Below are 26,732 nucleotides of genomic sequence, written 5' to 3'. Positions count from 1 at the left end.
GAATTGCCCTAAAGCTGTTTTATAGGAACTTTTTTTGTCGGTATAATAGTTTTAATAACTTTCTTAATGCAAAGATAAAGGCTAAAAAACGCATGGATATCCTCTTTTTAAGGGATATTATAACCCACGGAATTCAGGTAGTTCAATTCTAAAAGGGGTAGTCATTTCTTACTATTACTTAATGATTTTATTCCCTCACAAAAATCTCTTAAAGAACAACAGTAATCTACACTATACTAAAGATTTTGGATAGTTTTTCAAACGTAAAATAGATAATAATTTATTATTCGGGAAGCTCTGGTGGGGTTTCCCGATGATTTATAGATTCTAAGGTTTTTAGAAATGCAACTAAAGCATATTTTTCTTCTTTAGTTAACTGTAATTTTTTCAGTAAAGGAGAAGTTGTTGGAAATAACGTATCGTTTACTTGATGATCTTTTCGTCTTGGTTGTGGCATTCCGGCGCTGTATAAATTTACAATCCCGAATAAATTTTGAAACAAACCATTATGCATATAAGGTGCGGTTCTGCTTATTTCGCGTAGTGTTGAGGTTTTAAATTTACCCACATCTTCTTTATTTCCAGTAACTTCATAACGCCCTAAATCTTCAAAAGGTCGCCCGTAATACGTTAAACCGGTATTATGAAATTTATTATCTGAAAAATAACCAGTATTATGGCAGTTGATACAACGTGCTTTAGTTCTAAATAAATGCATCCCTAATACCTGCTGATCAGTAAACAGTTTACTTTCTCCATCTATAAATCGGTCAAAACGAGTGCGCCCGCTTACAATCGTACGCTCATAGGTAGCAATTGCTTTTTGAATTCGTTCCTTACTAACTGTTTTATCTCCAAAGGCGGCTTCAAATAAAGCTTTGTAGCCTTCAATTTTAGCAATTTTATCAGCAGCTAATTTTATATGAAAATTCATTTCTAGCGTATCCTGAATAGGAAATTGCGCCTGATCTTCTAACGAACTAGCACGACCATCCCAAAACAGAGTTTCAGCATAAGCCGAATTTAAAATCGTCATAGAATTTCTTCTACCTTCTCTTCTTAAATGCCCATAGCTATGCCGTTTTCCATCGCCCCAACCTAATTCAGAATCATGACAACTGGCGCAAGCAATTTGCCCGCTAGAGGATAAACGCGAATCGAAAAACAAGCTTTTCCCTAAGTCTTTTTTAGCTTCTGAATACGGATTATCTGCTGGAAATTGAATGTCAGGTAAACTTCCTATATCCTTAAAATCAGCTTTATTTATTGTAGAATCTAAGCTAGGTTCTGGCCAAGTAGATGGGTCTCCACTACTATAAACCTCACGTAACTGATCTATATTAAATTCTTGATAAGCTTTAAAACCAAAAAAACTTAAAATAATTGAGAAAATTAAAATTTTGAATAACGTATGTCGCATGCTTAGTAATATACTTTTAAACTCGCTGAAAAAATCCATCTATTTGGAGTAGATTTTTCAAAATATTGTAACTGATTAAACGTTTGGTTATAAGTACCTGAAATATTGAAATAGGTATCTAGATTTTGAATTGATTTTAAGTTTACGCCTAAATCTATAGTACTTTGCCAATTTGAAGCTGAAAATAATTCACTATTGGGAAGGGTCACTTCCTCATAAAAAAGCTTTTGTGTTAAACCGAAAAAATCTTTATCTTCAATAGAATTGAAATAAGAGGCATTCGGGTAATTAAATTGATGGTTTAGAGAAATATTTACTTGCCCACTTACTTTAGGTAAAAAATCTAGATTAGGACTTATTTTATAACGCTTCATCGCATAAATTTTTGGCTTTAAAAACGAAAACTCTAAACGAGATTGTTCTAAAACATCTTGTTGTTTAGAATTTGTAAATCCTAGGCCTAAACCTAGATCGGTAATAGATTTTTCTTGTTGTGTTTTTAAATACCCAAAAAGCAAGTTGGCTTCTGTAACCGAAGCTGAATAAGATTGTCCTCCTTTATTTGTAAGTGTGTTACCTGCTTTGGTATGCAATCCTGAAAACTGAAGTTTTAAATGGCTATTTTCGTTTTGTTTTTTTAGTAGTAAAGCATCTAAAGAATATGTTTTAGGCTCGTATTCTGCAAAAAATTCTTTTTCGTTATGTTTATTAACTACGTTATTCTTCTTATAAGTGTCTTGTTTTTTTTGAAGATAGCTAACATCTATATTTATATTATAAATTTCATTTTTAAGGGTATAGCCAACTGAAACACCTATCTGGTGATAATTACGCATAGTAGACTCCCAAAACGGATTGTTAAACGAGCCATAACCAACTAACCATTTAACAGCTTGCTGATAATTTTTAGGTGAATCGTTACTACCTACCGTAAAATTAGTTTTATTAGTAATATCGGTGGCTCCGTATTTTCCCTGTAAACTTACATATTGAGATGGAGTAATTTGATAATTAAGCCCTGCATGAAATGCAAGTTCGTTAAAGGTTATTTGATCACGAGGATCTCTATCGTTTCTATATTTATTGAAAAGATGGTAATTTACTTCAGCTAAAGCATTCCATTTATCATTTATAGGAAATAAAATTCCGCCATTAATATTGTAATCTTGATTACTCCAATTACCGGGTCTGGCGACTCCAAAATAATGCGGATCTTCCATAAGTCCGTTTTCCGGAAGCTGATAACTTAAGTTCCATTTTAAGTTTTTATAGTATGATTTAGTAATCGATAAATCTCCATAAAATAAAATTCCGTTTTCATTTTGATAAATCCCATTGGTTTGTAATCCAAAATCCTGCATTTGGGAAGGGATTCTAGTATCTTTAAAATCCCCTCCTTCAGCAGTATAAAACAATCCTGTTTCAGTATAGTTTTTTACTGGTAAATACAAGTAATTAAATGGATTAACTCTTTCAGCAGATATAATATCTGTAAAAAAAGTATTTCCTGCTGGTGTAAATTCTTGAGCGCTAAGCGTTCCTAGATTTACACAACATATTGCTATACATAAAAGTAAAAAACGATACCGTTTCATTTAAAAAGTAGTTGTAATTTCTACAATTGGTTTATTTGATACTTCAAAATCGTTGCTACTATTATTCGTATCTTGATAAAATACTTTTCCATCTTTTTCAGATTGTACTTTACGAATTACAGATTCTGAGGAATATCTTCCGCTAATTGTTGCAATTTCTCCTGCATCTACACTATTTGGTAATCTTGGTGGTTTTGGCTTAGCTGTATTTGTATTTTGTAATTCAACTCCGTCTAAAACATATTGTACAGGTACTTGCATATATGTTGATGTATCATCACTAAAATTATCATCGTTGATTGATGGTAATGGTACGGTATTAATTGCTTGGTATTGCTCTTCTGTTGTTCTAAAGATTACTAAAGCTTCACGACCATTGGCATCTAATATTAAATCTTTACCCTTAAAGGTTTTAAAGAGGATATTCAAATTTGTTGAATTTGGATTATCGATATCAGAACTAAGACCATTTGAACCACTTGAAGCAAAATAATCTTGGTAATAGGCCTCGAAAGGTGCCTGACTTAAATCTACCGTTAATGATGGATCTTCTACACCATCTACCTCATCACCTAAGGGAGATTTATGGTTTATAGCAGTGGCAGCTATAATAACACTTTTACCTGATAGTAATGGATACTCTTCTCCACTTCCTGGAATTTGAAGCACTTCTTCGGCATATACATAAGCAGTGTTCGCATTTTCTGGGTCTTGTTGGTTAATAGATTGGCTCCAATCGTACTGTCCATTAGGCAAGTTATAATCTCTAATGGTAGAACTAATACTATTTTGTCCTTTTACCTGAGCAAAATACAAGCCATCTAAATAAATGGTTTTGTTAGAATTATTATGTATTTCTACAAACTGATCGCGGTAAATGGCTCCTCTTGTTACATCAGATCCTGAAAAATAAATTTGCTTAAATACCAAATCTCCAATTTGCCCCGTTACTAAAGAAATTTCAGTAGTGGTGTTTGCTTCTGAAATACTTACATTAGATAAACTACCATTAAATATAATCTCACTATTGGTTTCTTTTCCTGAAAATGCTTTATATTCTTCAGCTGTAAATTTTTTAGAGACATTTACGTTATAGGTACCAGGAACTACTTCTATACTTGCATTTCCTGAAGCATCTGTAATACTAGTGTATGTTTTACCATCTTCTATATTCTCTAAACTAATTGTAGCTTCTTCGGCTGGCTTATTTTCTTCATCTTCTCCAAGATCTACTGTAATTTGATGAGAAACTACCGACAGGAAATTGTCGTCGTCACTACACGATAAAAATAGTAGGCTTATTAAGCCTAAGACATAACACTTTTTCATAAACTATATATTAAAATTGATAATTAATTTGTGCGCCAAAACTTATGGAGGAATTTTCAATCAATTCACTATTACCGTTTTTGACCATTGGTTGATGATTTAAAAAGTTGGTAACATACATCGACAGACTTAAATTGTTTTCAAATTCTTTTGTAAGTCTTAAATGAAAATTGTGATAAAGATGTTTTACTATATCACGTGAATTTGATGGGTTTTGAAGTAAACCTTCAAACTCTTGATTATCTCGATTCGCTTGTATTATAGGAATACGATCTCCATTCCCATTTATATAAGCAAACGGATATATTGATTCTATTGTAGCATAAGTGGTTTTTCGAGTAAACTGTTCTGCCGTTAGCGAAATTAATAACCCTAATTCAGATAAATGGTAACTTGCTGTTCCTCTAAATTTTAAATCATCTGATTTAGATGGAAAGCTTTTAAAAACGCCATAAGGAACATCGGTATTTGCTTGGTCTGAATTAGACGTGATAAACTCGTTAAAAGAGTTATTTTCAGTATATACATATCTGCCAGAAAAACTAAACGAGGTATTTATCGCTTCAATTTTCTTGAAGGTTGCAAAAAACTCTAACCCGGCATCAATCGTTTTTTGAGAATTTTGTGGTAAACTATAGGTTTCTACCCGATTAGAATAGTCCATTACTTGATAATCTGGAGCTGAATTGTCTTCTGGATACGTAAATTTGACTTCAGGATAGTCAAAATTCACTAATTGTTTAACCCCAACAATTCCATCAAAAGTTCTATTATAATAAGCGGTTAGACTAAAATTAGCGAAATTAGCATTATAATTGGTACCTAGCTCATACTTCCAAATTTTGGAAGGTTCTAAATCTAATTTATCAATCGCTATTTTATAGGTTTGTACTAAGTTAAAGGCATAATCATTGGTACGGATATCTCGAATTAAATAATCGTAGTATTTATCGCTTGGGAAAATTTGTGAAAGTGAGGGTGCTTTAGAAGCAAAACCTACACCGCCTCGTATACTCCATTTTCTAGATAATTCGTAACCAAAATTTATACGCGGGCTAACACTTGAGAATCCGTTTTGATTATCATAGCGTACCCCGATATTTGCAAATAAATCGTGCCCATTGGCAAAAGTATAGGTGCTATTATCTTGAAAATAAATCCCATAATTCTTCCGTGGAGTCACTAAATTTCTATACGAAGTAGGTCTAAAACCTACATCTCCAGTACCTCCATTTTCAATAGTAAGATTAGAATAAGCTTCGTCGGGATCAAAACCTGGTCCTCTTCCTTTATTGTCGCTATAACTAAAATTAAAACCAACTGATAAATTATGGTTTAATCTTTTGTTACTAAAAGATTTCCTAATAGATACTTTAGTATTTAAATTTAGCGGTTGACCAAAAACTTCTTTTACAGACAAGTAAGAAACAGGAGTATAATTACCAGTATACAAATTGGTTTCCATCGCTGTAGGAATTACCTGCCCTCCGTTATTTATAAAAAATTGTTTGTAAGAATGTTGTTTAGCATAAGAAAATCCAGTATTAAATTCAATATTATCGACTATAGCTGTATTCGCATTCCAAAACAAACGGTTACTGAGTCGAATTCCTTTATCTTTTTTAAATTTAGCTTCTCTTTTTCCTGATTCATTCTCTTTATCGTACGAAACATCATTTAGGTTATCGTGAAAATTTAAAGAAAAAGAATTGCGTAATTTTTTATCTTTAGAATTTACTGTCCAAATTGCAGAGGCCGTTAACCGATCATAGTTATTCAATTGATCGGTAGGATTATTATTAGCATTTAGATAATTAATAGAAAAACTTAAATTCCCTGCTTTCTGTCCTAGATTATACCCTTTATCTAAACTTACCTGAGTAGTCCCTTGTCGCAAACTAGCCCGCACACGATAAGGACTTAGCCCTGCTTTTCTATCTATTTTAATTAAGCCTGTGGTTAAATTACCATATTCCGCATCCGGTATTCCGGCTATTACTTCTATTTTTTCAATATTAGAAGCCGGTATGGTGTTTAGATCTAATCCATTAGAAGGATTATCTAAACTAGTTAGCCCATTATTGCTGCCCCCGTCATAAGTTTGCATATTTTCATCATTAGAAATTTGCAGACCATCAATCATATACGCAATTCCAAAAGCATTAGTGTTACTAACTCCTGCTGTTCTTAAATTAAGAATTTTTGTTTTTGTAAAATCAGGGGGTTGTATTTTTTGCCCTGGTAATTGCTGTAAAATATCAGATAAACTAAACGATTGGAGTTGATTAACGGCGTAATCGTCTAAAACCAAAGCAGAACCTACTTTGCTTCTTTTAGGTACTGCGGTGACGGTAACATCATCTAACTTAATGTTCTCATCTTTTAGTCGAATTGTTACAATACTATCTAAATCTTCGATATCTTCGTAAGTTAATTCTTCTTCTTTTTTACCTAAAATCTTAAAATTCAATTCAAAATTTTTAAGATCAGTAATTTTTATTGAAAAATATCCTTTTGTATTTGTAATTGTCCATGAATTACTTTTAGTTTCTGTAACAACCACGCCTTCTAAAACTTGATTATTTTCATCACTTATTACTTGACCAGTAAATAATTTTTGTCCGTACGAAGAACAACTGCAAAGTAATAGAACAATAATAATAAATCGCATGAGTTGGGGTTTTGCGGCTGCAAATATATACTTATTTAGATTTATTACAAATAAAAAATATATTTATTTGTAATAAATCTAAATAATTTAAAAAGAAGTAAGCTATTAAAAAATAAAAAGCTGATTATTCGTAAAATCTTATGATTAAAATAAAATAGTATGCTTTAAAGTTTATTTGAAATTTTATAAATCAAAATAATATCTCTATAAAGCACTAACTTCTAAATTTTTACGTAAAAAATTTAATACAATTTTAAATTATAAAATAAAAAGTATTATTTTTATAAATACACTAACTCAAAACCTATTGCCATGAAAAAAATAAAAATTATATCGATAATTGCTATTGTTTTTTTGGCAATAGGGATTTCTTATTTAAACTTTGAAAACCTAAATGTTTTCGAAAATTATAAAGCCTATATTTTAATAGTTTTAGGTATTTTCACCTTTGCTTTTTCTTTTTTTAATCCTATTGGAGTTAATATGGAAAGTAATAAGTAGACTATTCTTTATCTTCTAGCTTTACTTTATGTAATTTAAAAGGTCTTATAATTAACCTTGAGGCTCTATCAAAATTGATGTAGTTATAGGTCCAGTTGAAAAAAGTAATAATTCTATTTCTAAACCCAACTAAAAACCAAAGGTGTACAAACATCCAGATAAACCAAGCAAAAAAGCCACCAAAAGTAGATTTATTTAAATCTACCACAGCTTTATTTCTACCTATAGTTGCCATGGTACCTTTATCAAAATAATTAAATGGCTCTAGCTGTTGTTTTTTTAAAATTCTTTCTAAATTTTTAGCAAGGTGCTTTCCTTGCTGAATTGCAGGTTGAGCAACCATAGGATGCCCTTTGGGATAATTCTCACTTTGCATAAGTGCAATATCACCAATAGCAAAAATATTTTCGTAACCTTCAATTTGATTAAATACATTTACTTGGTATCTATTTGCTTTATCTACAATTGCAGATGCATTTAAACCTTTAACGGGTGAACCGGTAACTCCTGCACTCCAAATAAAAGTTTCGGTTTCAAAATCTAATTCGGTATTCGTTTTTACCAATTGCCCATCATAATCTTTTACCATTGTATTTAGATGAACCTCTACTCCTAAATTCTTTAAAAATTTCTCAGCCTTTTCAGATGCTTTTTCAGACATGGGAGGTAAAACTCGATCTAGTCCTTCAAGAAGGTGAATTCTCATTTCAGAAATATCTACATCTGGATAATCTCTAGGAATAATATTGTTTCTAACCTCTGCAATAGCTCCGCTTAGCTCTACACCTGTAGGCCCGGCACCAGCTATCACAAAATTTAATAATCTTTTTCTTGCTTTTTTATCTTGAGTGATGGCTGCCTGTTCTAAATTTTCAAGAATCAAACTTCTAATATTTAAAGCTTGCGGAATCGTCTTCATCCACATCGAATTTTCTTCGACACTTTCATTACCAAAGAAATTAGTTTTAGATCCGGTAGCAATTACTAAATAGTCATAAACCAATTCACCTATATCAGAAAAAATAGTATGATGTTCTGCATCGATAGAAGTTACATCTGCAAGTCTAAAAAATGCATTTTTCTTTTTTGTAATCACTTTCCTTAAAGGATAGGCTATAGAATCTGCTTCTAAACTAGAGGTGGAAACTTGATATAATAGAGGTTGAAAAGTGTGGTAATTCCTTTTATCAATTAAAACAACTTGAAATTTTTGAAGTTTAATGAGTTTCTTTGCCAAATTCATGCCGGCAAATCCCCCACCTATAATTGCAATTGTTGGTAATTTTGAAGATGGAATATTCATAGTAGGTATATTTTGAAAACAAAATTAAGGTGTGCTAAACAATTATTATGTTAGCATAGTTATAATTTCTATAAAAATTGTAACAAATAAGTAAACTTGTATACTTATAATAAAAACCATCGTGTCTTGAGTAAAAAAACTGAACATATTTTTGTGCAATTGCTGGAAGAGAACCAGAATATTGTGCATAAAATTTGTAGGCTTTATACTAATGATCAAGATGCGCATAATGACTTATTCCAAGAAATTACCATACAATTATGGAAAGCTTATCCCAAATTTAGAGGTGATGCTAAATTTAGTACTTGGATGTATCGTGTTGCATTAAATACAGCCATTACTTTATATAGAAAATCTAAACGAAGTGTAAAAACTCAAGAGTTTGAAAATGTAGCTTTCAAAATTAAAGCACAAGAATATGATGATACGGAAGAAAAACAACTCTCTGTTATGTATGCTGCCATTAAACAATTGAATGATATTGATAAAGCTTTGGTGTTTCTGTACTTAGAAGATAAAAATTATACTGAAATCTCTGATACGCTAGGTATTACAGAAGTGAATGCAAGAGTGAAGATGAATAGAATTAAAAAGAAACTAAAAAGTATTTTAAATCCGTAAGCCCATGGATGAATTAGATTTATTAAAAAAAGACTGGAAGAAGCAAGATGCTCACCTTCCGCATATAAAAGCTAAAGAAATTTACCCTCTTTTACTAAAGAAATCTTCTTCAATTGTAAAATGGATTTTCTTAATTAGCATTGCCGAATTAATTTTGGGTGTATTGCTTAACTTTTTTACAGCTGATCAAAGGTTTTGGGAAATTATAGAAGATATACATTTAAAAACCGCTAACATAATTATGTATATTATTGATTATATAGTTTTAGGTTTTTTTATCTTCATGTTCTACAAAAGATATAGAGCTATTAATACTACAGATAGTGCTTCAGCATTAATGAAAAATATTTTAAAAACTAGAAAAATAGTTAAATACTATATTATTTATGTTTTAACATCTTCAGGAATTACATTTTTTATTGCTTTTATTTTTACGCTTCTTTATAGTAATAAATTTGAAGGCTTAAGAACTAGTATCAATTGGAATAAAGCTATAGCAATAGGTTTAATTGTAACAATTATTTTTATTGGTATTTTATGGGGAATCTACACCCTACTTTACGGTATTCTTTTAAGAAAGCTTAAAAAGAATTACAAAGAAATTAAACGATTAGAAATCTAAACTTTATAAGTACTCAAACATTTACTTAAGAGTGTTTTAACAGTCTCTATGGTTAGTTTTGTGTTTTAGGATGTAAATTATCCACTACCAAAACTAACCTATGAAATTTAAATTTTTACTCTTCTTTATTGTACTTACCGTATTTCCTGTTTTTTCACAGGAAGTTTCTAACCCAGAGATAAAAAAAATCGTTCAAGAATACAAAGATCTTCATCGAGGTCCGTATTTAAAGATTGAATGGTTTTGTGATGATGGCACACAGCGAGATTCCAAAGACCCTTGTCCCGATAGAATTGGCGGCATTCAGCATGCAAGCTACAAACCGCTTACCATAAAATTACAGCAGCAAAATCATTTATTCTTTGCAGATATTTTAGCCTATACTGATAAAGGTGATTTTTGGGATGCGAATAATGAACATTCCAGACTCAAGCAATACCAACTTAATAAATACTTAGAAAGTGTAGATAATGGTTGGATTATGGAAAAAGCTCAATATTATAGAGGTTCTGTACAATCGGAAGATGAACAAGAATGGGGAATCGATTTTTTCAATTGGTTATTGCTAAGTAATACAAGAATAGAAGAAAATTACTTTTTAATTCGTCAAAGTTTAAAAGACATTCCACACAGCGGAGACAATCAAGAAGCCCAACAAATAAGAAGTTTATCTAAAGTTATTGCTGAAGAAAATTCAAAGTTTATGGATGCTCGAACTAAAATTCATGGGCAACCCGATAAAAGCGACATTCAGTTAGTTGAAGATTTTATTAAAAATAATAAGAGTGATATTTCGAAACAAGAACTTCAAAAATTAGATTCTCTCACTCGAGTGATGAAACAATTTTATGCACCAACAGATTTAAATTACTTTTTACAAAAAGCCAAAAAATTTCCAGAAAACAGTTTTTTAAGAAATCAATTAGAAAAATTAGGCAACCAAGAGAAAGATTCTATTAGTCCTCAAAATTTAATTGAAGAAGCAGCAAATTTAATGTGCGAAATAAGAACTGAACTTCCTTACGTGCAAAGCACCTCAGACCAGCTTACTGCTTTAGACATTTCTTTAAAACTAGAAGAAATTATTTTTAAAACTGCTCCAGACTGGCAACCTTCTTCCCTACTCGAGCAATTAGATAAAATTTACGCGCTCAGTTTAGCCTCTGCAAGTGCTGGAAATGTAGAATGGTGGGAGTGGAACCAAGTAGACCATTTATTACAACCTCAGCATTTAGATAAAATTACAATTGAACAATTAAACAAAAAATTAAGCTTAGCTAGAAGTCAAGTAGAATGGAGCACCTCGATGGTAAAAGCTATTTACGGAGATGTTGTAGAAAAATATAATGGCTTTGAGTCTAAAGCAAAAGGATTTATCGATGATCGTGTACGTTCTTCTTTAGCTTTAAGGTTAGGAGAAACAGTTAGCGAATTGGGAGATTTTATTAGAAAAGAATCTCAACTTTCTAATCAAATTCTAAACCTTAACCATACAAGTAGTTTTAGAGGATTAAATCCTGGCTACGCTTTCGGAAAACTTATTGTAGTAGAAAATAACTCAGAAAAATTAGAAGTTTCTCCTGAGAATATATATGTATTTCAAAGTCCACCTTCAGACTTAAAGCCAGTAGCAGGCATTGCCACCGTGGCTGAAGGAAATTTAGTTTCTCACGTGCAATTGCTAGCCAGAAATTTAGGAATACCCAATGCGGTTTTGAGTGCTCAAAATCTGGAAGATTTAAAAAAATACGATGGGGAGCATATTTTTTACGCAGTATCTGACCAAGGAACCATTATCATGAAAGAAGAAAATGAGATGACTTCTGAGGAAAAAGAATTGTTTAGTAAAGACAAAAAACGAAATGAAAATAAAATAAGCGTACCTATAGAAAAAATTAATCTTCGTCAAAAAACGGTATTAAATTTAACCGAAGTAGATGCAAGTAGTTCTGGTAAAATTTGCGGACCAAAAGCTGCTAATTTGGGTCAGTTAAAAAGTATGTTTCCTGATAACGTTGTGAATGGTGTAGTAGTACCTTTTGGTATTTTTAGAGAACATATGAATTTACCAATGCCAAAACAAAAAGGTTCGTATTGGGAATATTTAACCTCTACCTTTGCTGAAGCAGAAGAAATGCGCTCACATCATATTCCTGAAAGTGAAGTGCAAAATTGCCAACTAGACCGATTGAGTTTACTGTGTGATGCTATAAAAAACATATCGCTAAAACCTGAATTTATAAACAATTTAGAACGTGGCTTTCAGAATAACTTCGAAACTTCAATTGGTGGCACGCCCGTATTTTTAAGAAGCGATACCAACATGGAAGATTTAGGTAGTTTTACGGGAGCAGGTCTTAACCTTACTGTTTTTAATGTAAGAGAACGAGGTAAAATTTTAAATGGAATTAAAGAAGTTTGGGCTTCGCCTTATACAGAGCGTAGTTTTAAATGGCGCCAACAGTATTTAAATAATCCTGAAAATGTATTTCCTTCTATATTAATTATTCCATCTGTAGATGTAGATTATAGCGGAGTAATGATCACCAAAGGTATTAGCAATAACAATGCTGAAGATTTAACGGTTGCTTTTAGCAGAGGCGCTGGTGGTGCGGTAGATGGGCAATCTGCTGAGTCTTGGTTGCTAGATTTTAATGGTGAAGATATGTTACTATCACCAGCAAGAGAACCTTTTTATAACCGTTTGCCAGAAACTGGTGGCTTAACTAAAAAATCTACTGCTTTCAATTCTTCTATTTTAAATCAGGCTAATAAAGATGAAATAAAAGCATTAGCCCAAAATATTAGAAAAACCTTACCTGAAAAAACAGAAGCTTCTAACACCGGCCCTTATGATGTGGAGCTAGGTTTTCAGAATAATAAATTATGGTTATTTCAAATACGTCCTTTTGTAGAAAATAAAAATGCAAAAAGCTCAACATATTTACAATCTATTTCTCCAAAAGTTAATGCTCAAAAAACAATTCAATTACAACATAAACTCGCTATCTAATTATGAAACTACCCAACAAAAAATATACAATTCTTAGTTTAACTTTACTCATCAGCTCTTTCGTTCTGATGAGTTTTTACCCTATAGATGGTTATGAGTCTACAGGTATTACAAGATTATTAAGATTAGAAAGAATTAAAAATGATACTACTCAAACTATCAATCTACCCAGTGGAGCCTTACTTCCATTAAACTGTATTAATCTACAACTTACCACCGTTAATGATTCGATTAACTCTATTTTAAAAGAAGATAAAGAGTTTTCTAATAAAATAAAAAAAGTTATTCCTTCAGGTAACTATTCATTAACAGTTTTAGACATGAGTGACCCTAATCACTTAAAATATGCCGCTCACAAAGAAACTATAGGTTATCAACCAGGTAGTGTAGGCAAGCTTACTGTGGTAACTGCAATATTTACTCAATTGTATAATATTTGTCCGCAATCTTGGGAAGCAAGAAAATCATTATTAAAGACTAAAAAAGTAAGAGCCGGCGCTTGGGCTTTATATGACCATCATACCATTCCGGATTATAACATAGAGACCGATAGATTAGTAAAAAGAAAAGTTAAATCAGATGATGTGTTTACACTTTACGAATGGGTAGACCACATGATGTCTGTTAGTAATAATGGAGCTGCAAGTGTAGTATGGCGTGAAGCTTTACTTATGGCTGCTTTTCAAGATGAATATGAATATATTACTGAAGAAGATGCAGATGAATATTTTAAAAATACATCTAAAAAAGAATTAACGCTACTTGCCAATAAAATCGTTAATGAACCTTTACGCAAAATAGGTATTAGCAAAGATGAATGGCGTTTGGGAAGTTTCTTTACTTCTGGTGCTAATAAATATGTAGGTGATATTGGCGGAAGCATAGGTACACCGTTAGGATTAATGAAATATTTAGTACAATTAGAAAAAGGAAAAGTGATAGATAGTTTTTCTAGTCTTGAAATTAAAAGGTTAATGTATATGACCGATAGACGTATTAGATATGCATATGCTAAAGAAATTAGAGACGCAGCGGTTTATTTTAAATCTGGTTCTTTATATTCTTGTGATCGTTCTAATGGAAAGACTTGTGGTGAATATGCAGGAAATGTATATAATTACATGAATTCTGTAGCTATTGTTGAACACCCCAATGGCGTAAAATACATGGTATGTTTAATGACTAATGTTCTCAGAAAAAATTCCGCTTGGGATCATATGGTTTTGGCCTCTAAAATAGACCAAGTTATAAATGCTCAAAATGAAGAGCCTACTTCATAACAACAATATTTTATTTACCCTTTAAATTACTAAGCGCGTTTATTGCAAACGTGCTTATTTTTTTGTTCTGATGTTTTGTTAAAGGCTCAACTAAGGGCAGATACTCATTATTTACATTATTTAATTGTGCAATTAAGTATAAAACTGCTAATTTTATTTTTTGATCTTTTGCTTTCAACAACATTTCAAAACATTTTTTTTCTGTAGGAGCCACTAAATTTTTACTTTCTCCTTCTGAAGCGATGATAGTATTTTCAACTAACGGTAAAAGTGTTTGTTTTAGATTTGCTTGTAATAAGTTATCTAAAAACTCTATGGCGTTTGCTCTAATTTCTTGTTTCTCACTCAAAATACCTTGGTAAGCAATTTCAATATCTTTTTGCTGGTACCTAAGACCTAACAATGTAAAAATTTGTTCTAAACCATGATCTAATCTTCGTTCTAATAAATCTATTAAACTATTTCTGGCAGAAAATTCTTCTACATCTTTATCATTAGTTAGTATTTCTTCGTACTTAGAAAAAATCTGCTTTTGTATTTGCATGGCAGATAAAGTACGATGGTACAACTTACATTCTTGTAATATATGCTTTACTACATCACGCTTGCTAAACTTTAAATAAGGAGAAGTAGATTTTAATTGATGTAAAATTTTTGCAGATTCTAAGCGCACAATTAAATCTTTATTTCTTAAAAGTTTAAATAAAGCATTTACAGCTTTTTGTCCGCCAAAAGCACCTATAATTTCGGGAATAAATTGTTTAGAATTCTCGTGAATCTGATCGTAATTCAATTTAAAAATTAATTCTTTTATAATTGCATGACCATAATTTTTTAACGCTTTTGTTGCATCTTCTCTAAATTTTTTATGCTGAAGAAAATCTAACAACGTTGGTAAAAACAATGGGCTAGAACTTATTCCTGCCGCTTTTATAGCTGCTCTAATTACCTCGTCATGTTTATTGTTAAAATGAGCTGTTATGTAAGAGTAAAACCTAGAGTTTTCTGCATAACCAATGGTTTGAATTAACTCTATTGTTTCTTCAATACGGTGGGTAGCACTAGGTAGGTTAATATTTTCTATCTGTTTTACAATTCTTAAATTTAACTTGTAACGCTGAGCTAATTTCTTGTTATCTCTTGATTCTATAGCCAAGCATAAAAGCGCTGCTGATGATATATAAGGATCATTGTGGCTTAAATATTGATCAAATAATTCCGTGTCATTAATAGCTGTATGCGTAAGTAAGTAACGCATAGCTGCTAATACTACCTCATCATTTTTTTGATGAATTAAATTTTTTACTTTTTCTATAGCCGTTCCTTTATCTAATAAATATAAATTAGATATAGCTGCACTTTTCACCTCATTAGAAGGATGCGTTAAGAGTTTAATTATAAGGTTTTTTAAGCGCTTATCAGAGACATTACTTATCTTATTCAGCATAAATAATATTTCGCTTTCTTCTCCGTTTTCTATAACTTTAATAATCGTTGCGTTAGTAGAAACACTTTTAGATGTCTTTTTCTTCCTTTTCGTTTTTTTGGCTGTAAAACTGATTAAATTTTCTCTAAAAGATTCAAAATAGGTAGTTCTCACTTTAAAAATAAAAAATAACCAAACACTTAATAGAATTAAAATTAATATGGAAACTTGGTAGGCTTCAAAATCTAAAGCTTTCACAACAAAAATTAGTAAACAACCAGCAATACCTGTAGCTACACTATCTACTACAACATCTATAAAAGATTTTGTTTTATTTTTCACCTCTGTAGGCACGGGCAATACTAATAATTCTGAAGCGGCTTTATTAATAGATTGCTTAAAACTACCATCGACTGCTTTTATTAAAACCACAGCCCATAGCTCTGGAAATACAATAAACAAAATTACTGCTAAACCAATTCCTAATGGAAGAATTAATAGTGTAGAGGCCACTCCCCAAACTCCCACAATTTTACGGGTAAGAAATAACTGTATCACTAATGAAGTGACATTAAAGGTAGAAAACCAAAATCCAAAAAATGAAGCTAAGTCATCTGAATTAGAAATAGCTTTAGAAGCCATATCGCTAAACTGATAATCGACCAGCTTTGCAACGATTACACCTACTCCAATAATTCCTGCAATATAGGTTAAGTGTTTAGACTTTAAAATAAGTTTAAATGAAGGCTCTTTAGAAGCATAAGTACGCTGTTGCTGCCTAAACACACCTAAGTTTTTAACTCTTTTTCTCCAAATAACATGAAGTAATGGTATGCACGCAAACATAATTAGTGCAGCAATAATCATTAAACTATCGTTACCTATAACAGGGGCTAAAAGATTGGTTAAGTAACCTCCCAGAATGCCTCCAGATATAGCACCAGCACCAATAAAACCAAATAAACGTTTGGCTTCTCTAATATTATAAACCAAATTTGCTAGCACCCAAAATTGTGAAGTTGCTAATACTGCATAAATAGCTACCCAAACATAATAGAAATAAAGTAACCAAGTAGAAAAATACTGTAAGCTAAGTAATACCTTAAGCGAGATAAATACCAAACTAGAAATAATTAAGGTTGCGGTAATTATTCTAAGTAGAGAAAATCTTTTTAGTGCTTTGTTATAAAAAAAAGAACTTCCCACAGCTACCAAGGCTACCATAAGAAAAGCGTAAGGTAAACTCTGAGAAGTTAATTTAGATAAAAACAACGCATTAATTGTAGGCTTTACAATTAATAGCGTTGTAATTATTAAGAATATGTAGAGTTGCATTAAAAGAGAAACGCCTAATTCTCCGCTTCTAATTTCAAATGTTCTCTGTATAAATTTTCTTAGCATTCTTTTGGTTCAACTACACTTATTAAGTAGTTTCCAAAGAACGTGATTTTTTAATTATGTTTTCAACAGGAACTATTAAATCTCTTATAATTTGTTCTCCGTTAGGGTCTTCAATTAAAGCTACAACAATGTATTTTCTACCATCTTTACCCCAAACTAAAGCAGAATCTGCATGATAATTTCTCCAAGAACCAGATTTTCTAAATACTCTGGCATTAGGAGCAATCCTATCTAAAGTATTTACAAACTTGTGGTGCAAGTGAGAGTCTTCCATAATATCTAACATATTTTTAGATTTTTCTGGAGAAACTAAATTACCTGTAATCATTTTATAGTAAAATCTACATACTTGTTGAACAGTAGCGGCATGGCTTAATCCTTTAATAGGATCTGGATTTCTTGCTCCACCAGCAGCATATCTTTTACCTACCCAAAGACCACCTCCGTTTAGCTCATCATATAATTTATACTCTGGGCTTTTTAATACACTTGCTATTTTATCGTAACCTAGACGGTCAATCATTCGTGTAGAAGCATGGTTATCAGATCTATTAATCATTAAATTTAGATCTCTAGTCACTTCTGGTGTTTCTACTAATTCACATTTTTCAATAGCATCCATAGAAGCTAATAAAATTGCTATTTTAGGTAAACTCGCAGCATACATCATTTCATTACTATTGACACCTGCATAATGTGCATTATTCACATCATTAAGATCTACAATACCAATAGACATTTTTTTATTTTTTATTAACCGCCTCCATGTAGGGTTCTTCATCACTTCATCTTCTAATAAAACCTGAAGAGGATCATTAGCTATTTCTGTAAGTGGTGTGATTTCAGCTAAATTAGCAACAGGTAAACTCTGCTGTGCATTTGCACATAAAGCTGTTAGCATAAAAATATTTAAGAAACTAAGGCTGATTTTTTTTAACATATATAAAATTTAATTTTAATTTACTTGATTCAAATTTAATCAAAAACCAATCATAATTAACTTAAAATCAGTTTTTAACATTCTACAAAATACAAATCAAGTCTCGTGCCAATTAATATTTTATATGTTAAAATCTATAAATTTTAACAATTACTAACTATCTGAGTCTTCTTTATAGCTCCATCTTCTCATTTCGTTTAATTCTTCTTGAATTTTTAATTCTTTCTCAGAAATCACTTTTAGAAAAGAAGGGTGTTGCTCAATAGCATATTCTATTTTTGAAATTATTTCATCGTAACTTTCATTTTCGTAATCTATCTCTAAAGGTTCTTTAATTACCATAGATTGTAGAATTCCTCGTTTTTTAATACGAATGCCTTTTCGATCAAAAGACCTTCTAAAACCATCAATAACAATAGGAACGACAATAGGCTTGTATTGTTTAATAATATGTGCAGTTCCTTTTCTTATAGGTTTCCATGGACGTGTTGTTCCTTGTGGAAAAGTAATTACCCAGCCGTCATCTAAAGCTTTACCTATATTTGTAATATCACTCATTTTTACTTGGCGATTCACTTCTTGCCCCTTGGCGCGCCAAGTTCGTTCTATAGATATACTTCCCGCATAGGCTAGAATTCTTGCTAATAAACCAGCTTTCATGGTTTCTTTAGCAGCTATGTAATAAATATTTAATTTAGGATTCCAGAGGTAACCTACATTTTTTATACTATCTACTCTACCACTCAAGCTTGCATTAAATACATGAAACATGGCTACTACATCAGCAAAGTAGGTTTGGTGGTTAGATACAAAAAGAACATTATTATCGGGGAGATCTTTAATAATTTCAGATCCCTCAATAGTTAAGTTATTAAAACTTCGGTAGCGCCTATGCGTCATAGCTCCCAAAATTCTAATGATCCACTTTTTTACTAAAAGAATATGTCCGAATGGATTCTTTTTTAATATTCCCATTTTATTTTTATTAGAACCTCCAAATATAATAAATTAGCTGACTTATAACATTTCTTTTAAAAGTGCTTTTACCTCATTTAGCATCATTCCAGTAGCACCCCATACAATCTGATTATTTAAATTAAAAGCTGGCACGTTTACATTTTTAGCGTAAGAGGTTGATAGTGTTTCTTCTATTAAACTTTCTTCTGCTAAAAAATCACTCAATTTAACTTCTAAAATCTCTTCGACCTCACTTTCTTGCTTTTTAAAATTTGGAGTATAATGAGCTATTCCTAAAAAAGGTTGCACCCAAAAATTAGAAGGTGGTATGTATATTTTAGTTAACTTCTTTTTCACTTCTATCTCTTCAGGCTTCACCCCCACCTCTTCATACGTTTCTCGCAATGCAGTTTCTTCTAGATCTCTATCTATCTTTTCTTTTCTTCCTCCTGGAAAACCTATTTGAGCAGAATGTACCCCTTTATAAGTTTTTCGAAGTATAAGGATGAGACAGGTTTCATTAAATGCATTAGGATAAAATAATGCCATTACTCCTGCTTCCTTAGGGTTTCTAGCAGCAATATCTAGTTTATTTAATTCTAACGCTCTAAATTTAGGAGACATTTGTAGGTGTGCTTTCTCTCCTAAAACCTCAAAATTTTCTATTTTTGAAATCGAATTTTTAAATTCTGAAAATGTCATACCTTTCAAAATTAATAAGTATTATTAGTGTGATTGCAATTTTTAGTCTTGCTAGTTGTGAAGATACTAAAAGCAATAAGAGTTCTAAAAAAAGTCAACAAGAACTTGAAGAAAAAGCAAAAATTGCTAGACAAGATAGTATTATCAATTCTATACATATTCCAAAAGACGGGAGTAAAACTAGCGTAGATATTAATGAGATTACGACAGTAAAACAAGAACAACTAATTCCTTTTTTAACTGAATATGGAAAAGATAATCTCGAAGATCGTGTAATTATTTATAGTAGTTTTGGAGAAATACACGTAAAATTATATAAAGACACACCATTGCACCGTGCTAACTTTATTAGATTAGCTAAAACCGGATATTTTAGTACGACTTTTTTTCATCGTGTGCTTGACAATTTTGTAGTACAAGGTGGTAATAGCGATAATATTTCTACTCAAAAAGTTAGAGCAGCAATTGGTGATTATTTAATACCTAGTGAATTTTCATCTTCCCATCAACATCACCGCGGAGCTTTTTCTGCGGCTAAATATGCAGAACAGAATGTTAGTAAAGCTTCTTCTCCTTTCGAATTTTTTATTGTTCAAGGAAAACGTGGTGCTCACCATCTAGATAATGACCACACCATATTTGGAGAAGTTACTAAAGGAATGAATGTGGTCGATAAAATGGCGAAAGTAAAAACAGATGAGAGCGAATGGCCAATTAAAAACATTTTGATTGATAGCGTTGTAGTCTACTAACATTAGGGATGATGATCATGGCTTAAATAGACTGAGGGTAATCTTATATCAAAATATACCGCTAAAGACCTTACAATAATCACCACAGCTCCAGAAATGGTAAACACCAGCTCTGAGCTTAAGTTAAATTTTAATAAAATAAAATAGGTAATTCCTCCGAGCATACAAGCAGTGGCATAAATTTCTTTAGTTCTAAACAATAACGGAATCTCATTACATAAAATATCTCGTAACACTCCACCAAAACAAGCAGTCATCGTTCCTATGGCAATACAAATTATAGGAGGAAATTCTGCAGAAAGCCCCTTTTCTACTCCAATTACAGTATACAAACCAATCCCAACCGTATCAAATAGAAATAATGATCGCCTTAAAAAAACGAGCTTTTTTCTAAAAATAATAGCAAAAATAGTAGTGATTAAAATTACGTGAACATATGTAAGGTTTCTCATCCAAGCTACAGGAAAACCTATTAAAATATCTCTTAATGTACCACCACCTACAGAGGTTACAAAAGCAATAATTAAAATTCCGAAGGGATCCATTTTCTTTTTCATTGAAGATAAAACTCCAGAAATGGAAAAGGCTATTACTCCTAAAATATCTATAACTAAATAATAATCCATCTACTGTTGGGTGTAATAATTATAGTCTGAAATAATTTTTTCGACAAACTGAATAGGTTTTTCTTGGGGAGTAACTTCCATCATTTGGCTTGCTTTTTTAGATAAAGATAAGATGATGGCATGATTACTTTCTCTTTTTGCTTTCTGAAATAAATTTTTAATGGTTTGTATCTCATTGTCGTTAAAAATTGTGACTTGAGGATATTCTGGCAGATAATCTTCTGCTACCTCTACATTTAAGGTTTGATGTAAAAAAACACGTTGCTTTTCAGATATTACTGTGGTTTTTGCGGCAATATCGCCTAAACGCTGTCCTCTTCCATTAAATAAATAAACCACTAATGCTAAAGCTCCACTAGTCATTGCTAATTCAATTAAACCTAACAACCAGCGAATGGCAAAATTAGAAAAAGCCGCTTTCGATCCGTCTAATTTTACAACTCTAATTCTTAATAATGCTTTCCCTAAAGATCTACCATTAAAAAAAGTTTCGCTAAGCACAGGATATAAAAACGGAGGTAAACCTACTAAAAGCATATAAATCCATTGTTCTCTACTTCCTAAAGAAAGAAAACTTAACAAAATAGAGATTAAGATCATATATGCAGCGATCACTAGTACATCTACGATAAAAGCTAGTACGCGATCACCTAAATTGGCGATATTTTGATTGATGGAAACATTTTGAGCTGTTTCTATTTGAAAATTATCCATTTAATATGTTTCTTTGAAATCCAATCTTCAAGAATTATGCGTGAAGCTGCATTTGTTAAGCAAAATAAGAATAAATGGAATAAATTTGAAAGCGTTATTCAAAATAATATAAATATTCCTCCTGAAGAATTATCTTCACTCTATTTAGAAGTGACAGACCACTTAAGTTATGCCCAAACTTTTTACCCTAATAGCAATACCTTAAATTACCTTAATAATTTATCTGCTAGAGCTCATCAAAAAATTTATAAAAGCAAACCTGAGTCTAGAAACCGTCTAGTTAGCTTTTTTACGAAAGAATTTCCTCTAGAATTTTATCACTACCAAAAGCAATTACTCATAGCTTTTCTTTGCTTTGTGCTCTTTGCCATTGTAGGTTGGCATTCTGCCAGCACAGATCAAAGTTTTGTGAGAATAATTATGGGTGATGCTTATGTAAATATGACCTTAGAAAATATAAAGAATAATGACCCCATGAAGGTTTACAAAGAAATGGGAGAAATGAATATGTTTTTAGGCATTACCGTAAACAATATTAAAGTAGGACTTTTTGCTTATGTTTTAGGCATTTTTTTTGGTATTGGTACAATTTTTATCACGATGAAAAATGCGGTTATGCTAGGAAGCTTTCAATATTTCTTTTATGAAAAAGGATTGTTATGGGAGTCTGTAAGAACCATCTGGATTCATGGCACCATAGAAATATCTGTCATTATTGTAGCAGCTTCTGCTGGCTTAATTTTAGGTAAAGGCATTTTATTCCCTGGCACTTACAGTAGAATGGAGTCTTTTGTAAACGGAGTAAAAGCAGGATTAAAAGTAGTCTTAAGCACGGTTCCTCTTTTTATTGTTGCAGGTTTTTTAGAAGGTTTTATTACTCGGCATACAGAAATGCCTGATGTGATAGCTGTGTTAATAATAAGCTTATCTTTGGCTTTCATATTATTTTATTACGTTTATTACCCAATACATTTACATAAATTAAAGAACAAACATGCATAAATTTATTCCCTTCAAAAAAGAAAGAGAACTAGGTGATATTTTAAGTGACACTTTTAAGTTTACAAGAGAAAATTACAAACCGCTATTAAAAGCATTAGTAAAATTTACAGGCCCTGTATTTTTATTACAGCTTTTTGCTTTAGGTTATTATAATTATACCACCGTTGGGAGTTCACTTTTCTCTAATAGCTTAAGTGGTTTTAATTTAGGTTTTAATATGGTACTTAGCTTTTTATTTTTAATGCTATCTTCTATAGCTTATCAAGCTTTTATGTACGGAACGATACAGCAATGCATTCGCTCATACATTAAAAATGACGGTAATATTAGCATTGATGAAGTAAGCGAAGGAATGAGTAAAAACTGGTCTTCTTATCTAGGTTTAGGCTTTGGTATTACCATTATGATTTCTATAGGTACTATGTTTTGTTTTCTTCCCGGTATTTATTTAGCCGTTCCGCTTTCTTTGGTATATAGCATTAGAACGTTTGACGAATTAAATTTTTCTGAGACCATTTCTCATACTTTTAATTTGATTAAAAACAACTGGTGGATTACATTTTTCACACTCTTTTTAATGTTTATTATCGTCTACCTTATTAGCATGATTTTTCAAATCCCTGCATTAATTTATACCATTGTAAAAACCATGACAGTCGTTCAAGAAGGCTCATATTCAGACCCAAATGCTTTTTTTGACTGGGTATATTTAATTCTTACTGTTGTTGGTAGCGCTATTTCTTATGTTATTTACGGTATTTTAGCAATTTGTGTAGCGTTTATTTACTTCAATTTAAATGAAGAAAAAAATCATACAGGAGCATACGAAGAAATTGATAATTTAGGAAAAGAAGAGTAAATGAGATTTTTTCAACTCACTATCATTTTTATTTTCGCTTTCATTAGTCGGCTATCATTTGCTCAAGAAGATACCTTGGTGAAACAAAATTTTGAGTATGATCAAACTCAAAACCTTACTCCAGTTTCTTTTAGTAAAACTCAGCTAGAAGATTATAAAAAAAATAGTGATTTTGATTACAGTGAAATCTCATCGCAAGTTTCATGGTGGACGCAATTTAAACGTTGGTTAGCTAATATTTGGAGTGAATTTTGGCAATGGCTTTTAGGAGATTTTAAAGCCCAAGGCTTATTGGCATTTCTTATAGAAAACCTACCGTATATCATTCTATTTGTGGTGCTTTGTTTTGTAGTCTATCTATTTATTAAATTAAATCCTGCAGGAACTTATAAAAACAATCCGAAAAGCGGAGAAGTATTTTTATCTGAAGAAGAAAAAATTATTTACACCGAAGATATTAATCAACTTATTGAAGAGGCATTGCAAAACCAACAATACCGCTTAGCCATTCGCTATTCTTATTTATTAGTATTGCGAGAATTAAAGAATAAAGAGATTATTGATTATCAATTTCAAAAAACAAATCACGATTATTTAGCTGAAATAGAATCGAAATCACTTCATCTTCAGTTTGAAAAAATTACCAAATGGTACGACTTTGTTTGGTATGGAGATTTTACCATTTCTAAAAATGATTATAACATTGCAGCAAAAGATTTTTCTGCCATTAAAAATCAACTTAACTAATGGGTAGAAGTTATAAAATAATACTTGGCACGTTGCTATTTCTATTAGCCGCTCTGGTTTTTTTAGAAGCTAACCAAAAAGATCCCGTTAATTGGTTTCCTAGTTATTCTAGAACAGATAAAATTCCGTTTGGCACTTATGTTTTTTATGAGCAACTTCAAGAAAATTTTGAAGTAAACAATGTAAATATTCCGCCATTTGAGTTTTTAGCAGACTCTACCAAAACCGGAACTTATTTCTTTTTAAATGACGCTGTTGGTTTAGATAAAATAGAAATAAAACGCCTATTAACGTGGGTAGAAAAAGGCAATACTGCCGTTGTTTCTGCAGATTACATAAGCTATTCTTTATTAGATACCTTAAAAATTACTACTGCTGAAAAGATTAAAAAAAACGGACTCAATAATCTACCGCAATACAATTTCGCTAACAAAAAATTAAAAAATAATAATTATTACGAGTTAAATAGAGACCAAACCTTTTTTTATTTTGATTCTCTTAAGGGCTCAAAACAAAAAGTTTTAGGGTTTGGAAGACTAAAAGATGATACTTCTAAACCCAAAGACAGTCTCACCAATTTTATAGAAAATAAATTTGGCAAAGGAAAGTTTTTACTTCACACCTCTCCTCAAACTTTTTCTAATTTCTTTCTTCTACAAGAAAACAACCAAGAATATGCTGAAAAATTCTTAGCCTACATAGATACGCAAAAACCTATCTATTGGGACAATCATTACAAAAATGGTAAAATTATTCGTACCTCTCCGCTTTACATTCTTTTAGGAAATAGATATTTTAAGTGGGCCTATTATTTTGTAATAATAGCTGTTGTTCTATTCATTTTTTTTGAAGGAAAACGAAAACAAAAAAGTATACCTGTAATTAAACCCTTGAGAAATCAAACTTACGAATATACTCAAACCATTGCTGGTATGTATTTAGACCAGAAAGATTACCGAACTATTGCAAGAAAAATTAGAGATCAATTTTTTATATTTATTTATAGAGAATTTAAAGTTAACGTTAAAGAACAAAAAAATTACCGAGCACTTTTAAAACAACAAACAGAAGTTTCGGCTAGCGAAATTGATGAGTTGTTTACTAAAATTAAAAAAATAGAAGTAAAACCTAGCTTCACCAAAAAAAATATCGAAGAGCTTAACCGCTTAATAATTGAATTTAAAAAGAACATATAATGGATAATGATCAAGAAAAAAATCTATCGCAAGATCAGCCTATGCAAACTATAGAAAACACTTCATCTCCAGAAGAAAATGAAGCTATTAATTTTAATAATCGTATTCCTTTAGATGAATTAAAAGCAGCGGTAGAAAAATTAAAGCACAATTTATCAAAGGTAATTATTGGGCAAAAAGACTTTATAGAACTTCTAATTGTTGGGCTTCTAGCCGATGGTCACGTTTTAATTGAAGGTGTCCCAGGAATCGCCAAAACAGTTACTGCAAAATTATTTGCTAAATCTATAGAAACCGAATTTAGTAGAATTCAATTCACACCAGATTTAATGCCAAGTGATGTATTAGGAACATCTATTTTAAATGCTAATTCTTCTGAGTTTGAATTTAAACCAGGTCCTATTTTCTCTAACATTATTTTAATAGATGAAATTAACCGAGCTCCTGCAAAAACTCAGGCTGCGCTTTTTGAAGTCATGGAAGAGCGACAGGTAACTATCGATGGAAAAGAACATAAAATGGCACCTCCTTTTATGGTATTAGCCACACAAAACCCTGTTGAGCAAGAAGGAACTTACGCCTTGCCAGAAGCCCAGTTAGACCGTTTTATTTTTAAAATAAAAGTAGACTATCCTTCTTTAGAAGAAGAAGTTCTAATTTTACAATCACATCACGAACGTAAACAAAGAAAACCTATAGATATTCTTGAAGCAGTAATCACCCCAGATTTGCTAAAAAACTATAGAAAACAGATTCATGAGATTGTGATTGAAGAAAAAATCATTAATTACATCGCTCAAATTGTCACCAAAACTAGAAACCATCCGCACTTATTTTTAGGAGGTTCTCCAAGAGCTTCTATTTCTATTATGAATGCAGCAAAAGCTTTTGCAGCCATTAACGGTAGAGATTTTGTAACTCCAGAAGACGTTCAAAAATCACTCAACCCCGTATTAGGGCATCGTATTATTTTAACGCCCGATAAAGAAATGGAAGGAATGAGTACAGAAAATGTGATTGAAATGATAGTAAAATCTATCGAAATTCCAAGGTAA

The 26,732-nt window shown here is 31.4% G+C and carries 22 protein-coding genes; 11 read left to right on the top strand and 11 right to left on the bottom strand.

Annotated features, from left to right (window positions below; all coding sequences use genetic code 11):
- Positions 1-283: 283 nt before the first annotated feature.
- Genes KW502_RS01835 through KW502_RS01820 form a run of 4 tightly spaced genes read right to left on the bottom strand, consistent with a single transcriptional unit; the run spans position 284 to position 7,015 of the window.
- Positions 284-1,420, bottom strand: a complete 1,137-nt coding sequence (locus tag KW502_RS01835; protein WP_255553943.1) for a cytochrome-c peroxidase — start codon at positions 1,418-1,420, stop codon at positions 284-286.
- Positions 1,421-1,422: 2 nt separating this feature from the next.
- Positions 1,423-3,015, bottom strand: a complete 1,593-nt coding sequence (locus KW502_RS01830; RefSeq protein ID WP_219038828.1) for a DUF6850 family outer membrane beta-barrel protein — start codon at positions 3,013-3,015, stop codon at positions 1,423-1,425.
- Positions 3,016-4,344 (bottom strand): DUF4876 domain-containing protein, encoded by a 1,329-nt coding sequence (locus tag KW502_RS01825; RefSeq protein WP_219038827.1) that lies wholly within the window; start codon positions 4,342-4,344, stop codon positions 3,016-3,018.
- A 10-nt stretch (positions 4,345-4,354) separates the two neighbouring features.
- A complete protein-coding gene (locus tag KW502_RS01820) occupies positions 4,355-7,015 on the bottom strand; it encodes a TonB-dependent receptor (RefSeq protein WP_219038826.1) in 2,661 nt (886 codons plus the stop codon).
- Between the two features lie 312 nt (positions 7,016-7,327).
- Here KW502_RS01820 and KW502_RS01815 point away from each other — a divergent pair, with 312 nt between their 5' ends.
- Complete coding sequence (locus KW502_RS01815; protein WP_219038825.1) at positions 7,328-7,516, top strand: hypothetical protein; 189 nt, start codon at positions 7,328-7,330, stop codon at positions 7,514-7,516.
- 1 nt (position 7,517) lies between these two features.
- On the opposite strand, the gene KW502_RS01810 is transcribed toward KW502_RS01815, so the two are convergent.
- Positions 7,518-8,819, bottom strand: a complete 1,302-nt coding sequence (locus KW502_RS01810) for an NAD(P)/FAD-dependent oxidoreductase (RefSeq protein WP_219038824.1) — start codon at positions 8,817-8,819, stop codon at positions 7,518-7,520.
- A gap of 126 nt (positions 8,820-8,945) precedes the next feature.
- Between KW502_RS01810 and KW502_RS01805 the strand changes: the two genes are divergently transcribed.
- The 4 genes from KW502_RS01805 to KW502_RS01790 all read left to right on the top strand — a co-directional run bounded on the left by KW502_RS01805 (position 8,946) and on the right by KW502_RS01790 (position 14,355).
- Positions 8,946-9,440 (top strand): RNA polymerase sigma factor, encoded by a 495-nt coding sequence (locus KW502_RS01805; protein ID WP_219038823.1) that lies wholly within the window; start codon positions 8,946-8,948, stop codon positions 9,438-9,440.
- Positions 9,441-9,444: 4 nt separating this feature from the next.
- The gene (locus KW502_RS01800; protein ID WP_219038822.1) at positions 9,445-10,062 is read left to right on the top strand and encodes a DUF8845 family protein; all 618 of its coding nucleotides are present in this window, start codon (positions 9,445-9,447) and stop codon (positions 10,060-10,062) included.
- A gap of 100 nt (positions 10,063-10,162) precedes the next feature.
- Positions 10,163-13,075 (top strand): PEP/pyruvate-binding domain-containing protein, encoded by a 2,913-nt coding sequence (locus tag KW502_RS01795; RefSeq protein WP_219038821.1) that lies wholly within the window; start codon positions 10,163-10,165, stop codon positions 13,073-13,075.
- A gap of 2 nt (positions 13,076-13,077) precedes the next feature.
- Entirely contained in the window at positions 13,078-14,355 is a 1,278-nt protein-coding gene (locus tag KW502_RS01790) for a serine hydrolase (RefSeq protein WP_219038820.1), read from the top strand.
- 10 nt (positions 14,356-14,365) lie between these two features.
- Here KW502_RS01790 and KW502_RS01785 read toward each other — a convergent pair whose 3' ends face one another.
- The 4 genes from KW502_RS01785 to KW502_RS01770 form a co-directional block, all read right to left on the bottom strand.
- Positions 14,366-17,182: an Npt1/Npt2 family nucleotide transporter gene (locus KW502_RS01785; RefSeq protein WP_219038819.1), complete on the bottom strand. Its 2,817-nt coding sequence runs from the start codon at positions 17,180-17,182 to the stop codon at positions 14,366-14,368.
- 22 nt (positions 17,183-17,204) lie between these two features.
- Positions 17,205-18,122, bottom strand: coding sequence for a serine hydrolase (locus tag KW502_RS01780; protein WP_219038818.1), 918 nt, complete (start codon positions 18,120-18,122; stop codon positions 17,205-17,207).
- 153 nt (positions 18,123-18,275) lie between these two features.
- The gene (locus KW502_RS01775; protein WP_219038817.1) at positions 18,276-19,097 is read right to left on the bottom strand and encodes a lysophospholipid acyltransferase family protein; all 822 of its coding nucleotides are present in this window, start codon (positions 19,095-19,097) and stop codon (positions 18,276-18,278) included.
- Between the two features lie 42 nt (positions 19,098-19,139).
- A complete protein-coding gene (locus KW502_RS01770) occupies positions 19,140-19,781 on the bottom strand; it encodes an NUDIX hydrolase (RefSeq protein WP_219038816.1) in 642 nt (213 codons plus the stop codon).
- Here KW502_RS01770 and KW502_RS01765 point away from each other — a divergent pair.
- Positions 19,775-20,533 (top strand): peptidylprolyl isomerase, encoded by a 759-nt coding sequence (locus KW502_RS01765; protein WP_219038815.1) that lies wholly within the window; start codon positions 19,775-19,777, stop codon positions 20,531-20,533. The two genes, KW502_RS01770 and KW502_RS01765, sit on opposite strands and share 7 nt — an antisense overlap.
- 2 nt (positions 20,534-20,535) lie before the next feature.
- Here the strand turns inward: KW502_RS01765 and KW502_RS01760 are convergent, their stop codons facing one another.
- Positions 20,536-21,159 (bottom strand): trimeric intracellular cation channel family protein, encoded by a 624-nt coding sequence (locus KW502_RS01760; RefSeq protein ID WP_219038814.1) that lies wholly within the window; start codon positions 21,157-21,159, stop codon positions 20,536-20,538.
- On the bottom strand, positions 21,160-21,873 hold the full coding sequence (locus KW502_RS01755; RefSeq protein ID WP_219038813.1) for an RDD family protein: 714 nt from the start codon (positions 21,871-21,873) through the stop codon (positions 21,160-21,162).
- 36 nt (positions 21,874-21,909) lie between these two features.
- Between KW502_RS01755 and KW502_RS01750 the strand changes: the two genes are divergently transcribed.
- From KW502_RS01750 to KW502_RS01730, 5 genes are read left to right on the top strand one after another with little or no spacing between them, the layout of a single operon-like run.
- Positions 21,910-22,875, top strand: coding sequence for a stage II sporulation protein M (locus KW502_RS01750; RefSeq protein ID WP_219038812.1), 966 nt, complete (start codon positions 21,910-21,912; stop codon positions 22,873-22,875).
- Positions 22,868-23,734 carry a hypothetical protein gene (locus KW502_RS01745; RefSeq protein ID WP_219038811.1) on the top strand — a complete coding sequence of 289 codons (867 nt, stop codon included), beginning with the start codon at positions 22,868-22,870 and terminating at the stop codon, positions 23,732-23,734. The genes KW502_RS01750 and KW502_RS01745 overlap by 8 nt, the downstream gene beginning before the upstream one ends.
- Positions 23,735-24,481 (top strand): DUF4129 domain-containing protein, encoded by a 747-nt coding sequence (locus tag KW502_RS01740; protein ID WP_219038810.1) that lies wholly within the window; start codon positions 23,735-23,737, stop codon positions 24,479-24,481.
- Entirely contained in the window at positions 24,481-25,677 is a 1,197-nt protein-coding gene (locus tag KW502_RS01735; RefSeq protein WP_219038809.1) for a DUF4350 domain-containing protein, read from the top strand. The genes KW502_RS01740 and KW502_RS01735 overlap by 1 nt, the downstream gene beginning before the upstream one ends.
- A gap of 41 nt (positions 25,678-25,718) precedes the next feature.
- A complete protein-coding gene (locus KW502_RS01730) occupies positions 25,719-26,732 on the top strand; it encodes an AAA family ATPase (protein ID WP_255554020.1) in 1,014 nt (337 codons plus the stop codon).

This window comes from Mesonia aestuariivivens, assembly GCF_019311235.1.
Classification (GTDB): domain Bacteria; phylum Bacteroidota; class Bacteroidia; order Flavobacteriales; family Flavobacteriaceae; genus Mesonia; species Mesonia aestuariivivens.
This window is presented reverse-complemented; position numbering and strand designations above follow the sequence as displayed.